The organism is Mesorhizobium sp. WSM4837 (assembly GCF_055811435.1).
In genome coordinates this window covers 14,089-27,186 of the sequence record NZ_JBVVQE010000056.1, presented here as the reverse complement: position 1 = coordinate 27,186, position 13,098 = coordinate 14,089, and the positions used below count along the sequence as shown (strand labels likewise).

Genomic DNA, 13,098 nt, shown 5'->3' with positions numbered 1-13,098 from the left:
GCAAGGCGGTGTAACCGCCGGGCGAAAACCTCCCATGCGCTACACACAGGCTCCCTCGGGGGCCTTTTTATTGCCTGAAACAAGACTAAACGACCAGCAATCGCCGCAGGCGACAAGAACGGGACAGACCGATGAGCAACCGACAGGACGAAACCGGACGGCGTGAAATGACCGGCGCCGAAATGGTCGTGCAGGCGCTGAAGGACAATGGCGTCAAGCATCTCTTCGGCTATCCCGGCGGCGCGGTTCTCCCGATTTATGACGAGCTCTTTCAGCAAGACGACGTCCAACACATTCTGGTGCGCCACGAGCAGGGCGCCGGCCATGCCGCCGAGGGCTATGCACGCTCGACCGGCAAGGCCGGCGTGATGCTGGTGACGTCTGGGCCCGGGGCGACCAATGCGGTGACGCCGCTGCAGGACGCGCTGATGGATTCGATCCCGCTGGTCTGCATCACCGGTCAGGTTCCGACCTCGCTGATCGGCTCGGACGCGTTCCAGGAATGTGACACGATCGGCATCACGCGGCCCTGCACCAAGCACAACTGGCTGGTGAAGGACGTCAACGAACTGGCGGGCATCCTGCACGAGGCGTTTCATGTCGCCACGACCGGCCGGCCCGGGCCGGTGGTCGTCGACGTGCCGAAAGACGTTCAGTTCGCCAGGGGCATGTACACGCCGCCGCAGACGGCGCCGCGCACCAGCTACCAGCCCAAGGTCCAGGGCGACCTCGACAAGATCAAGGCCGCGGTGGCGCTGATGATGGAGGCCAAGAGCCCGGTCATCTATTCCGGCGGCGGCGTCATCAATTCGGGCGCGGAAGCGAGCCCCCTGCTGCGCGAACTGGTCGACCTGACCGGCTTTCCCATCACCTCGACCCTGATGGGTCTCGGCGCTTATCCGGCCAGCGGCAAGAACTGGCTTGGCATGCTCGGCATGCACGGCACCTACGAAGCCAATATGGCGATGCACGATTGCGACGTGATGATCTGCATCGGCGCGCGCTTCGACGACCGCATTACCGGGCGGCTGAACGCGTTCTCGCCAAACTCGAAAAAGATCCACATCGACATCGATCCGTCGTCGATCAACAAGAACGTCCGCGCCGACGTGCCGATCATCGGCGATGTCGGCCGCGTGCTGGAAGACATGGTGCGGCTGTGGCGCGCGACGGCAAGGGCCGACAAGAAGCCGCTCCATCCGTGGTGGGAGCAGATCGCCCGCTGGCGCGCCCGCGATTCATTGGCCTACACGCCCAACGACGAGGTGATCATGCCACAATATGCGGTGCAGCGGCTCTCCGAGCTGACCAAACATCTCGACACCTACATCACCACCGAGGTCGGCCAGCACCAGATGTGGGCTGCGCAGTATTTCCATTTCGAGAAGCCGAACCGCTGGATGACTTCAGGTGGGCTGGGTACGATGGGTTACGGCCTTCCGGCGGCTTTGGGCGTGCAGATCGCGCATCCGGACTCGCTGGTCATCGACATTGCCGGCGACGCCTCGGTGCAGATGACGATCCAGGAGATGAGTTGCGCGGTTCAGTTCGAAGCGCCGATAAAAATCTTCATCCTGAACAATCAGTATATGGGCATGGTGCGGCAGTGGCAGCAGCTGCTGCACGGCAACCGGCTGTCGCACTCCTACACCGAGGCGATGCCGGACTTCGTCAAGCTGGCGGAGGCCTATGGCGGCCACGGCATTGGCTGCGAAAAGCCCGGCGATCTCGACGACGCGATCAGGGAGATGATCTCGGTCAAGAAGCCGGTGATCTTCGACTGCCGCGTCGCCGCGCTGGCAAACTGCTTCCCGATGATCCCGTCCGGCAAGGCGCATAACGAGATGCTGCTGCCCGACGAGGCCACGAACGAGGTGGTTGCCAACGCGATCGACGCGAAGGGCAGGGAGCTGGTGTAAGTTGGCGGACGCGAGTCCTGCTCGCCGTCGTGCGCCGTCACTGGGATGTCGAGAATGGCCTGCACTGGCAGCTCGACGAGGTCTTCTGCGAGGACGACTGCCGGACCAGAAAGGATCACGGCCCCGAAAACCTCGCTTGGCGCTTCTGCCTTAATACCTTTCGAACGGACAGCAAAAAGGACACCATGCGTGGCAAAATGATGCGTGCAGGCTGGAACGATGCTTATCTCTTCCAACTCATGACTCAAATGCGATAGCCCTGCCCCGTGTGGGGGGAGATTGGCCGTCATCGCTGCTTTCGCCAATCTCCAAGGCTGAAGTTTGGAGCCGCCAGTGAAGCTGCCGATCTCCCCTTGCGGGGAGATGGCCGGCATGCCAGAGGGGGGGCGCTGTCACGCCAGCGTTAGATCACGTTCAATTCCCTGAATGCCCGCCCTTCAGCGACTCGGCTGTACCCAAACGCCGAGCAGTCCACCGTGCGGTAGCCGCCATGCACGATCAGCTCGGTCAGCGCCTTGCCGACCGCCGGCGCCTGCTGCAGGCCGTGGCCGGAAAAACCATTGGCGAAGAGAAAATTCTCCACCTGCGGATGCGGGCCGATCACCGCGTTCTGGTCGAGCGTGTTGTAGTCGTAGTGGCCGGCCCAGGCGCGCGTCGGCTTGATGGCTTCGAAGGCGGGAATGCGGGTCGCCAGCACCGGCCAGATCACCTCTTCGAACAGCGGCCAGTCGGGCTCGAAATCGTTGGGGTCGGCGGGGCCGTCGCCCTCTTCGGGTTCGGCCCCGCCGGTGATGTAGACCGAGCCTTCGGGTCGGACATAGATGCCTGAGGGATCGACCAGCATCGGCATGTCGTCATATTTCTCGCGCGCCTCGAAGATGAAGACATTGCGCTTGCGCGGTTCCACCGGCAGCACCAGTCCGGCCATTGCCGAAACATTGCCGGCATTCGGCCCGGCGGCGTTGACGACGATGCCGGCGTCGAGCCTTTCGCCATTGTCAAGGCTGACGCTGGTGACACGCTCGCCCTGCCGTTCGATGCCGGTCACATCGGCGGTGATGAAATCGATCTTCTTCTCGCGCAGCGCCTTGCGGAACAGCATCAGCATGGCATGCGCGTCGAACCAGCCTTCGCCCGTGCGGCCATAGGCGCCGGCGGTGATGCCCTCCGCCGACAGCCACGGAAACCGGCGGACGAGCGCCTCCGCATCTTCAAGTACGATGTCGGCGCCCTCGGCCATCTGCGTCTGGTGATTGGCCTTGAGGATCGGCAGTCCGTTCTCGCCGGCAAGGATGAGGTAGCCGCCTTCGCGAAAGCCGATATCGGCGTCGGCCCCGAATTCTTCCGTCAGCCGCCGGAACAGTTTTAGCGTGAACTGCGACAGCCGGATGTTTTCCGGAATCGAAAACTGCTGGCGGATCGAAGCACAGGACAGCGTCGTCGCCGCATGGGCGAACTGCGGGTCGCGCTCGACCAGCGCGATCGAGCCCGAAAATCCTTCCTCGCGCAGATAATAGGCGATCGAGGAGCCGACGATGGCTCCGCCGATGATGACGACGTCGTAGCGCACTTTTCGCTTCTCCAGTTCCAGAGCATGATCCCGAAAGACGGTTTTCGGATCAGGCTCCAATTCATGCAGCCGGCAGGAAGATCTCGAAGCGCGTGCCGCGCTCGGAGTCAACCAGGCGGATCGTGCCATCATGCGCTATCAGGAGGGCCAGCACGATGCCGAGGCCCATGCCGGTGCCGCCGCAATCGCGGCGCGTGGTGAAGAATGGCTCAAAGATGCGTGCCCGGTTGCTCGGCGAGATGAGGAGGGCAAAAGCCTGTCCTCGTTGGGCTCAAGGTCGGCAACATCGACAGCGGACGCCAAACCCACGCCAAGGGCGAGAAGGACGCGTGTGATGCTGTCGCGCAGCTTTTCCGGATGTTACGGCGGCTTTTAGCGGCTACCTCCACCACAGGATTTGGCTTTTTCAAACGGGCGCGGCTCGTTCTTCGAGGGGCTAACATGGGATGACATCTCACAAATGCGTTCGAAAACTTCCCATGCATGAGGCGTGCCGGAAAAGAAGTCTGCCCAAGCAATGAGTTCTCGAATTCCAGCTCGTCCGGAACCCGACATTGTCGGATAACCGACGATCTGGGCAGATGGATGCTCGCGGCAGTGATCCTTCCACACCGCAGGCCGGGCAGGGTCAGGTCAGGCATCCACGGGCTGGCCCTTCGCGGCAGCATGGTAGGCCAGATATTTTCACTGCGTCGAAATACGGTCGGCCACCTGTTTGGCATCATGCCAGGCGCCCCAGAAGAAGCTGGACCCTCTTTGCGACTGCCAAGGTAAACCCAGGCAATAGAGCCGGGCTGGCTCGAGACGCCACGGTGGTGCCTTGGCCGGCCCTTCTCGTCGAAGGCGTCGACCTTCAGCCAGCTGTAGTCGACAGCAAAGCCTGTCGCCCAGACGATCGCCGCTATCCCGGCCTCGGCCAGGTCGAGCTCGCGGACCGGATTGGTCACGCATTCCGGATCCTGGTCGACCCGACGGGCCGCGGGCTCTTCCGAGAGGTCGAGACGGTTGCGAGCAACATAGGCGTCGGCTTCATCCAGCAGCGACATCAAGCTTACGTCGCCGAGGGCAATGTTTTTCGCGAGATCGGGCGCGAAGCTCATCACGCCGTCCTGGTACTTGCTTGTCATACCGAGGAGCGTAAGCCCCTGCGCGGCCAGACGACCGAAGTCGATCGTCTCGCCGCCGCGCGCGCCGCTCACCGCGACCGTGACGTGTTCGGTGCCGGGTCCCGGGGTCTCGGCGTCCCACTTGCCGAGGACGCCCAGCCACCATTAGAAATCGCGCCCGCGATAGGCCCGCGGCGGGCGATCGTAACTGGGATCTGGAAAGGTCCGGTCGCGGCGACGATGCTGTTGGCTTCGATCACGCCGTCCGGCGTCTCGACGCGGAATCCGGGCCGCCCGACATTTCTTTGCCCGAGTTGACCTCCACGCCGTAGCGGATCGCGCATTGATTTGCTTTGCATAAGCGACAAAATAGTCGGCGACCTCCTCCTTTGGAGGCAAAGTCATCGGGACCGGTCCCCGGAAACTCCATGCCCGGGAACCGGTCATACCAGGCCGGGCCATTGGCAACGAGGGAGTCCCACCGCTGCGAGCGCCAGCGTTCGGCAATGCGGCCGCGTTCAAGAATTAGATGAGGCACCCTGCACTTGCTCAGGTGCTCGCTCATAGCCACTCCCGCTTGGCCGCCGCCGACGACAAGCGTGTCCACTTTTCAAGAGTCATATCGTTCCTTTTCTTCCTGCCCAGGTGTCTGCGAATGCGGCGGCGGTCTGATTCTCGATTTACTGAATGGACCCAAATGCGCAAATTAGCATTTCCTGTGCCAAGGGTTAGCCTGTCCCTAATGTTCGGAGGGATTGCCGATGATGTGCAACGGACGGGATGTCCCGGATCAGCACCATTGGAGAAAAGTGATCGAACGGATGTCTGAATTTTTTGCCGTTCCCGCTCAGATCCTTTGTTCCTAACGTCGGCGTGCGTTGCCGACGCCGTTGTCTTCGGCGATCTCTACCCAAGAAGATCCCGTGGGGGGCCTTCGGGAAATTCGTCTCGGTCATTGGTTTGGTTGAAAGTAGGGGCCCTGTCGGGTGAGGAGGGGCACCGGCAGGCGCGCCGCGCCTAAGTCGACCGGGATGGCGACCTAACAGCGATGGAGGCTGTAGAGACGTCGACACGGCCGCACAGCAGCTGGCGCACACACGACCGAATTGATCCTATCCCGATCCCGCCTCTCTCACCCGCCTCCTCTTCGGGCTAAGGCTTGAGTTTGATGACCGGCTCCATCACTGCGAAGACCGCGTCGTCCGGTAGGTGGCACTTGATATTATGGCTACCGGCAGCATTCGGACGGGCGGAACCTCGCGCTCACAAATTTCTCTGGGAACCAGATGCTTACGCGGACAGCGCGTCTGGAAGGGGCAGCCGCTCGGCGGATCCATCGCCGAGGAAATGTGGCTTTCGAGCACAATGTGTTTCTTGACCACACAGGTGTCGGCAATCGGGATCGCCGACAAAAGTGCATCGGTATAGGGGTGGTAGGGCGGCGACAATGTCTGCTCGACGATGTGGCCGAGATACGTGACCACCACACGGTTGGCGGTTTGGCATCTTGAATGTTCAGATGATTGGCCACCCGTGGGCCGCCGCAGTGCCATGCGCACTGCTCGGCGGGAAGGCGAAATGCAGGTGGGAACATTCATCGTGCAAATGAGAGCATAATGGCAATCGATTAGAGCGATGACTCGACGAGCGATATATGGAGGCGCTTCGTCGCGTGGTGGGCTGCAGTCTGTGAGAATTGAGATCAAAAAACTCATCCTACAGCTGAAACGATTTCTTAGCGGTCAACCAGCTTCCGAAGCCTTCGGCAACGAGCGTCACGATGTTAGCTTGGGTTCTAGTGGCATCGACCGGATCGCCGACTGCGGAGGCGACGACCAGTCTTTGACCCGGGAAAGCTATCACGGATCCTGCGGCGAGAAGGCATGGGACGAACTCTCCGCTGACAATGGCCGCGACGAACCGCGCATTTTCGGCAGGGACAATGACAAGCTCTGCGGATCCGGCGCAGATGTTCTCTACGCTGGAAGCAGCAAGGATTATCTGACCGCGCGCGTTGACACACGGCTCCAGGACCGGATGAGCGGCTTCGACCCGAGGTTCGGGTGGAAGGCGCACATCATCGTTCTCGTCGATATCGAACTAGATACCTTCATCTTTCATACGGTGGGGTTCTACAGAGACGGTTTTGGCCCGAACTCCGTTGACAACGCCGGCGTAGTGCCCGGCTATCCGGCGAGTTGGTTTTACAACAGCAAGCCACGTAGGGCCTTTGCCTCGGGCGCGCCGGATAGCGGCGCACCACTGCGCACCCCAACCATCCCGGCCGTGTCCGGAGACCAGACGCGTTTGCCCTCCGGCGAGATCATTATCTTTCCCTTTAAACGACCGTGATTCCGAAGCGTGACAATCGGTCTCGACACTAGACGAGCTCATCAAAGTCGTCTTTGGCTTCCAACCGTGCTTGGTGGCCGCCTTAGCAGCCCTCGCCAATCGGCAGGTCCACCTCGGCCTGGACCGAAATAGCCGCTTCTATTCAGATCAGCGCCTGTTTACTCGCGGCCTACCTCGTCAACGCCTTCCCCTTCCAGACGATCTCCCTCCCAACATGCCTGAAGGCAGCCTCGACAAAGCTGCGGATCGAATGCGTCCCGCGGTCGCGAGCACAATCGTCAGCTCGTGGTGCTGCAGGATGCGCCAGGAAAGCGAGCGGTTAAATTGAGTGGTGTACCCTGGGTATCAGAACTGGGAGGACTCCGTTCCACTTTCCGCATTGCGCATGACTGGAGAGATTTCCGGCGGGCGTCGTCTCCCGAGCAATGCTTTTCATGTTCAATGATTGTTTCGATGGAGCGCCTCTAAGGTATGAATGCAGGCATCACGGTAGAGCTTCGAACAGCATCGGTGCGGCTCCGCAACCAGTCAGCGAGCCAAAAACAGCGGCAATGTCGGCTTCTCAAAGATCCATCTCGTCACGCCGCCAAAGAGCCGCTCACGCAGCCGACGGCTGCCATAAGCGCCCATGACTATCATGTCGGCAGACGTCTCGATTGCGTGCTGCGCAAGCACCGTGGCCGCCGGTTTGCCGGCACTTGGCAACAGATCAACCGACACCCGAGCACCGTGCCGAGTGAGATAGGCAGCGATGTCGGCTCCAGGCTCCGCGCCGTTCCCGTTATAGTTCGCCTTCGGATCGACCAGGGCAACACGAACTTCCTCAGCAGCGCATAAGACACCCAGCGCTTCCCGAACCGCACGGGACGCCTCGACTCGCGAATCCCAACCGACCAGGACGCGCCGTGGCCACAAGGTCGCCTCAGTGCCCTTCGGCACAACGAGCACCGGCCTTCCCGTATCGAACAAGCAGCCGTTGACAACAGGAGGTCCGAGATTCTCGTCATTGAGGAGACACGGTCCGATGATCGTGAGGTCGGCGCAGAGCGCCCGCTGTCGTGCCACTTCGCCGAGGAATGCCGGATCGCAATAGTCGGTATCAACGTCATAGGCGAGCGACATAGCTCTCAGCAGTCTCTGGATATCTTTGGAGCGTCTTTCCATTCTGGCCACGTCCAGTGTAAATCGGTCGATTTGTCGAAACCGGTCATTCAATCTGGCAATTGCCTGTCCACGTCCTCCAGGCCACTCGGGGACACCATCTCCGATCGACGGATACGACATGAGGAGCATCGGAGGCGGTATAACCAGTACGGAAAGGTGCGCGCCGACTTCGGCACACAAGCCGGCGGCAGTTCTGACGTCCTGATCGGAATTGTCAGCGCCGGTCACACAGAGTACGCTTTTAAAAGCCATTTGCCTGCTTCTCCTGAGTATTCGTTTAGGGGCGTTTCAGGCCGCAAGACCGGCTCACCGCGCGAGGGAGGGGAGTGGCACCACACCCGGCACTTGATTCAGTCGTCCGGCTTCTCGAGCGAATAGCCGGCCGACCTGACGGTGCGAATGACGCTGCCGGGCGAAGCCGTTTTCAGGGCTTTTCTGATCCGGCTGATATGGACATCGACGGTGCGTGCACCGACATGGATATTGGGCGGCCAGGCCGCGCCGATAAGTTCGTCCCGGCTGAAGACCTTCCCGGGAGCTTCAATCATAAGCCGCAGCACGTTGAACTCGATGGGTCCGAGGTGGATATCGTGGCCATTGCCGCGAACCCGGTGGGCGTCGAGCTTCATCTCGAGGCCGCCACAGGAGAGCCAGCCGCCGTTTTCAAGACCATTTGCGCCCCGCTTCGTGAGCGCCAGCCTCTCCCGTAGACAGTCGAGCAGCTTGGCCGGGGCGATCGGCCGCACAAAGCTCTCGTCAATGCCAGCCTTCAGGAGATCGAGGTGCTGGTTCGCCGCGCCCGCCGCGATCAGGGCAATGATGGGCAGGTCGGCGGTCCGCGGCTCCCCCTTGAGACGGGCGCAGATTGTGGGTCCCGTCGCGCTTGCTGGCCCGCAGTCCAGCACCACAGCCTGGAAGTCCCGCTGGTCGGCCAATGCAAATGCATCCTTCACGCAGCCTGCCGGCTCACTCGCGAAGCCGTCCGCCTCCAGAACGTGGCTATACATCAGATAGAACTCCGCATCGTCCGAACAGATCAGCACCAGCGGCTTCATCGGCACTATCCCAAGGGCCCCCATCGGCCCGGACCGGGTCGGCGGCGTAAGGTGGCCATCGACGCCTGCTTCCATCACGCGCGTGCTACCTCGGGATAGGTTTCGATGGCTGCAATTGCGTCGCCGACCAGTTTCGTGCCGGCCTCGGCGAGCTTGCGGAGGGTCTCGAAGCCGAACCGATGCACGTCGCGCAGGGTCTTGGACAGAACGACCAGACGCCCGGCGGTGAAAAGCACGCGCCCGAAGCCCTCATGGCTCATTTCGATCATCGGCGATGCCATCAGGCCGGAGCGCTCTTCGATCGCAAGGGCGACGGCAGTGTAAAACTTGTCGAGCCTCCACAGCACGTCCGGATCGGGATCGCCGATTATTGGAATCGTACGGCGCTGTTCCTTGCTGACGATGAAGTCGGCCAGCAACTCGGCGTCCGCTTTGCCGTCCCATGACCCGTGGGAATCTTGAGCACGGATCAACCGCACGAGGCATTTGACGAACGGGCTGGCAAGGGCCGCCTCGTCCTCGTTGACAGCAGGGCTAACCGCGACTTCAAACATTTCGCTCTTCCTCGTTTCAGTCCTCGTCCTCGAAGGACGGTTTCTCTCCGGCGACACCAGCTTCGGCCAGCACCTTGCGCAGCCAGGGCGGAGGACATGTCCTCAGCATCGTCTGCGTGCGCAACAGCACCTCTTGGATGGGTTGTGGCTGCGGCACCTTGATTGGATGGATTTTTGCCGAGACAAGCTTGGCTGCCGAAGGTCCGCCGATCGCCAGACAAAACAGGAGGTGGCAGCCCTTCAGCGCTTCCACCTTCGGTGCGATGCGGTCATCCCCCTCGGTCCGATGTTTCCCCCTTTCGTCGGAGACGTCGTCGAAGGCAAGGGCTTCCAGGAGGTTCCATTCCTCGCGCGTCACATCGTAGATGACAAAGCGCTTGGCGGACCCGAAATGTGCATTGAGCTCCTTCATGTCCTGGGTTGCGATTGCCACGCGCAAAGCGCCTGCTTGTCGTTCACGCATCGGACCTTGAACCTCGTCAGTGACGAGTGAGAGGCGACGAACGGGGCCCACCTGGCGTTTCCCGCTTGCGGAATGGATCAAGTTCCTCAGGCGTCGGCGCATGCCGGTCGGCTTGGAACATGTTGGCAACCTCGAAAACCAGATCACGGGTCCCTTGATAGAGGATTGAGAGCTTGTGCTGGCTGCCGAGCCGGTCGAACACGGGGAAGCCGACGCGCATGAGCGGAATGCCAAGGCGCTGCGACGCCTGGCGTCCATGTGAATGGGTGACCAGAAGATCAGCGCCGCCGGCAAGCGTTTCCAAATCGCCGAGATCGCCGATCTGAATCGACTCCGCCGATACCTTTTCCAGAATTTCCGACATATCGGTCGTCGTGACCGCCGCCGCGATTTTGGAGCCCATGCCCGTGAAGAAGGTTGCGAATTGATAGAGTTGGTCTGGTTCAGCAGCGATAGCAATTTTCTTGCCTCCGAAATGGAAATGTCCGTCGAGCAGCGCATCCTGCAATTGCGCCCGCCGGCGGCGCACACTGGCCGGCACAGACTCGCCAGAAATCGTGGACAGCAGGGAAACAAACTGATCGGCGTCCTTCAATCCGGTCAGTGACTCGAACAGCACGTAAGGGACACCGGTCACCTTGTGCAGCACCTCGGCCGGCCGGCGCATATGCTCGCAGACGGCAATGCAGTGCTCGGCCGCGCCGAGCTCGCGGATGTCCTCGACGCTCGTACCGCCATAGGTGGTCGGGACCCAGTGGTCTGGTACAGTACCGTCAAGCGAGCCTGAGAGGTCCGGCAAAATCACCGGGTGCAGCCCAAAGCTTTCAACCATCTCGCGCAAATGCTCGATGTCAGCCACAGTGAGGTTCCAGCCGGGCAGGATTGCGATCTTCTTTGACTGGCGCGCCCGCTCGCCAGGCCGCGTAATGCCTTCAATCATCGCGGTGACAGCCTTGGCCCAGCCCTCTTCGAGGGCGCCGCTGAAATCCGGCGTGTTGGCCAGCACGATCTCCGTACCCGCGAGTTCTTCCGCCCGTTTCAGCCTGATGTCGGCGATGTCGCCGGCGGAATCTTCGCCCCGGGTTTCCACCAAAGCCGTCGTGCAGACCCCGATCAGCTTTGGCTTCGTGCGAGTCTTGAGATTGAGGATCGCCTCTTCCAGATTGTCTGACCCGCCGAGGATGGTTGTCACTTCGTCCATCGCGGTGGTCTGTAGGGGAATCGTTTCCTTGAAATGCCGCACGAACAGCACGAGCGCGAAGCTGGTGCAGCCCTGGGTGCCGTGGAACAGCGGCACTGCGCCGTCGATCCCTAGAAAGGCCAACGCGGCACCCAGCGGCTGTGACGATTTCAGCGGATTGACCGAAGCTGATTTGGTCTGGGAAAGGATGCGGGTCATCGGATTTCCTCAACACCAGCCGAAATAGTCCGCGTCGTGCCGGCGAATTCCTGGACAGCGCGCATGGTCGCCGTGTCATTCTTGGTGCTCGGCAATTCGTCCTTCACATCGGGCTGGCACTCCCACGGGGCCCGCTCGCGCACCTGGCACCACATCGGGTTGTGAATGGCGAGGTCGATCTGGCGTACGAGTTCCACCATGCCGTCGTAACCGGCGTAAGGGTATTGGCGCTCCTGGTTGATGTCGAGCCAGGGCGTCTTGGCCTTAAGCGCGACGAATTGCGTGCGCCCGCCCGACAGCATGATATCGGCCTTGCCTTCTGAGAGCATGGCGTAAAGGTCGCGCGCTGCCATCTGCTCGAACACGTGGTTGTCGTCCTTTAGGATCTGTTTGATGCGCTCCTTGTCTTCGACCGTGGATTTCTTGACCGAGGTGCCGACGATCTCCAAGCCGATCTCCATCAGCGCATGGAGGACCGACCAGGACTTCACGCCACCCGTGTTGAGCAGCACGCGCTTGCCTTTGAGCCGCCGCCGGTAGGCCTTGAGCTTCTTCCATGCAACCGCCTCCTGCTCAGCGATCAGCGTCTCTGTGCGGTCGAGGATCTCCCGATCGGCGCCCTTCCTCACCAGCAGCTCAGCAATTTTGCGGAGGGCTTCCGAGGTGTCCGAGATCCCGTAGAAGGAGCCCTCGAAGAAAGGGATGTCCCAGCGCTTGTCCATCTTGCGGGCTAGATTGATGAGGGCCGTCGAGCACACCACCATAGCCGCCCGGGCGCGGTGCGCGGAAGCAACGTCGAGATAGCGCGCGTCGCCCGGAATGCAGGCGCGTACCCGGATCCCGAGCCGATCAAGGAGCGGCTTTATCAGCCAGAATTCGCCGGAAAGGTTGAATTCACCAAGGATGTTGATGTCGTACGGCCCGGCGTCGTCGGGTTCCACCGTGCCGATGACATGGTCGAGCAGCGCCTCGGCGGCGAGCTTGTTGCCGAGGTTCTTGGAGCCGGCCAATCCCGGCGCATTGATCGGAACCACGGCCAAGCCGAATTTTTCGGCGGCGCGTTTACAGACTGCCTCGATATCATCGCCGATGAGCGCCGTCACGCAGGTCGAATAGACAAAGACTGCCGGCGGCGCATACGCTTCCTTGATTTCGCGGATCGCCTTGAAGAGCTTCCGCTCGCCCTGCCCCATCACCACATCGAGTTCGGTAAGGTCGGTCGTGAAGCTTGTGCGCCACAAGGTTGGCCCAGACGAAGCAGCACCTCGGTTGTCCCAGGAATTGCCCTCGCAGGCGAGCGGCGCATGGACCAGGTGCGCAACGTCAGTGATCGGCTGCAGGACGATCTTGGCCCCGTCAAACGCGCAACCGCCCGCTGCCGCTCCTGGCGTCAGCGGCCTTGTGCAGCCCTCCTTGCGCGCCTTGGCGTCCTTTCCACGGTTCTTGTCGCAGGCAGGCTCGTCGAAAACGTCCTGGATCTTGGCACTGAGCGCGGTCATCGCGTTAAGCCCCAAAG

9 protein-coding genes and 3 pseudogenes are annotated in these 13,098 nt (G+C 61.4%); 2 read left to right on the top strand and 10 right to left on the bottom strand.

Annotated features, from left to right (window positions below; genetic code table 11):
- The first annotated feature begins 131 nt into the window (after positions 1-131).
- Positions 132-1,919: an acetolactate synthase 3 large subunit gene (locus AC0L3D_RS26475; protein ID WP_473480568.1), complete on the top strand. Its 1,788-nt coding sequence runs from the start codon at positions 132-134 to the stop codon at positions 1,917-1,919.
- Between the two features lie 403 nt (positions 1,920-2,322).
- Here AC0L3D_RS26475 and AC0L3D_RS26470 read toward each other — a convergent pair whose 3' ends face one another.
- The 4 genes and pseudogenes from AC0L3D_RS26470 to AC0L3D_RS26455 form a co-directional block, all read right to left on the bottom strand.
- Complete coding sequence (locus tag AC0L3D_RS26470; RefSeq protein ID WP_473646295.1) at positions 2,323-3,489, bottom strand: NAD(P)/FAD-dependent oxidoreductase; 1,167 nt, start codon at positions 3,487-3,489, stop codon at positions 2,323-2,325.
- Between the two features lie 61 nt (positions 3,490-3,550).
- A pseudogene (locus AC0L3D_RS26465) lies at positions 3,551-3,730 on the bottom strand (ATP-binding protein); the annotation flags it as partial.
- 443 nt (positions 3,731-4,173) lie between these two features.
- Positions 4,174-5,160 (bottom strand): annotated as a pseudogene (locus AC0L3D_RS26460) (NAD(P)/FAD-dependent oxidoreductase).
- 587 nt (positions 5,161-5,747) lie between these two features.
- A pseudogene (locus AC0L3D_RS26455) lies at positions 5,748-6,091 on the bottom strand (oligopeptide/dipeptide ABC transporter ATP-binding protein); the annotation flags it as partial.
- Positions 6,092-6,284: 193 nt separating this feature from the next.
- Here AC0L3D_RS26455 and AC0L3D_RS26450 point away from each other — a divergent pair.
- Positions 6,285-6,947, top strand: a complete 663-nt coding sequence (locus AC0L3D_RS26450; RefSeq protein WP_473480573.1) for a hypothetical protein — start codon at positions 6,285-6,287, stop codon at positions 6,945-6,947.
- A 528-nt stretch (positions 6,948-7,475) separates the two neighbouring features.
- On the opposite strand, the gene AC0L3D_RS26445 is transcribed toward AC0L3D_RS26450, so the two are convergent.
- The 6 genes from AC0L3D_RS26445 to nifE all read right to left on the bottom strand — a co-directional run bounded on the left by AC0L3D_RS26445 (position 7,476) and on the right by nifE (position 13,081).
- Positions 7,476-8,363, bottom strand: coding sequence for a universal stress protein (locus tag AC0L3D_RS26445; protein WP_473646293.1), 888 nt, complete (start codon positions 8,361-8,363; stop codon positions 7,476-7,478).
- A gap of 98 nt (positions 8,364-8,461) precedes the next feature.
- Positions 8,462-9,166 carry a winged helix-turn-helix transcriptional regulator gene (locus AC0L3D_RS26440; RefSeq protein WP_473646292.1) on the bottom strand — a complete coding sequence of 235 codons (705 nt, stop codon included), beginning with the start codon at positions 9,164-9,166 and terminating at the stop codon, positions 8,462-8,464.
- 74 nt (positions 9,167-9,240) lie between these two features.
- Entirely contained in the window at positions 9,241-9,720 is a 480-nt protein-coding gene (locus AC0L3D_RS26435) for a NifX-associated nitrogen fixation protein (RefSeq protein ID WP_473511887.1), read from the bottom strand.
- 16 nt (positions 9,721-9,736) lie between these two features.
- Positions 9,737-10,234: a nitrogen fixation protein NifX gene (gene nifX / locus AC0L3D_RS26430; RefSeq protein ID WP_163603092.1), complete on the bottom strand. Its 498-nt coding sequence runs from the start codon at positions 10,232-10,234 to the stop codon at positions 9,737-9,739.
- Positions 10,200-11,582: a nitrogenase iron-molybdenum cofactor biosynthesis protein NifN gene (nifN, locus tag AC0L3D_RS26425; RefSeq protein WP_473646290.1), complete on the bottom strand. Its 1,383-nt coding sequence runs from the start codon at positions 11,580-11,582 to the stop codon at positions 10,200-10,202. Before nifN ends, nifX begins: the two co-directional genes overlap by 35 nt.
- The gene (gene nifE, locus AC0L3D_RS26420; RefSeq protein ID WP_473480579.1) at positions 11,579-13,081 is read right to left on the bottom strand and encodes a nitrogenase iron-molybdenum cofactor biosynthesis protein NifE; all 1,503 of its coding nucleotides are present in this window, start codon (positions 13,079-13,081) and stop codon (positions 11,579-11,581) included. Before nifE ends, nifN begins: the two co-directional genes overlap by 4 nt.
- Positions 13,082-13,098 lie beyond the last annotated feature (17 nt).

Bases quoted from the DNA above. Each gene is read 5' to 3' on its own strand.
- AC0L3D_RS26445 (WP_473646293.1), bottom strand. From the start codon at position 8,363: ATGGCTTTTAAAAGCGTACTCTGTGTGACCGGCGCTGACAATTCCGAT.
- AC0L3D_RS26440 (WP_473646292.1), bottom strand. From the start codon at position 9,166: ATGAAGCCGCTGGTGCTGATCTGTTCGGACGATGCGGAGTTCTATCTG.
- AC0L3D_RS26435 (WP_473511887.1), bottom strand. From the start codon at position 9,720: ATGTTTGAAGTCGCGGTTAGCCCTGCTGTCAACGAGGACGAGGCGGCC.
- nifE (WP_473480579.1), bottom strand. From the start codon at position 13,081: ATGACCGCGCTCAGTGCCAAGATCCAGGACGTTTTCGACGAGCCTGCC.
- AC0L3D_RS26475 (WP_473480568.1), top strand. From the start codon at position 132: ATGAGCAACCGACAGGACGAAACCGGACGGCGTGAAATGACCGGCGCC.
- nifN (WP_473646290.1), bottom strand. From the start codon at position 11,582: ATGACCCGCATCCTTTCCCAGACCAAATCAGCTTCGGTCAATCCGCTG.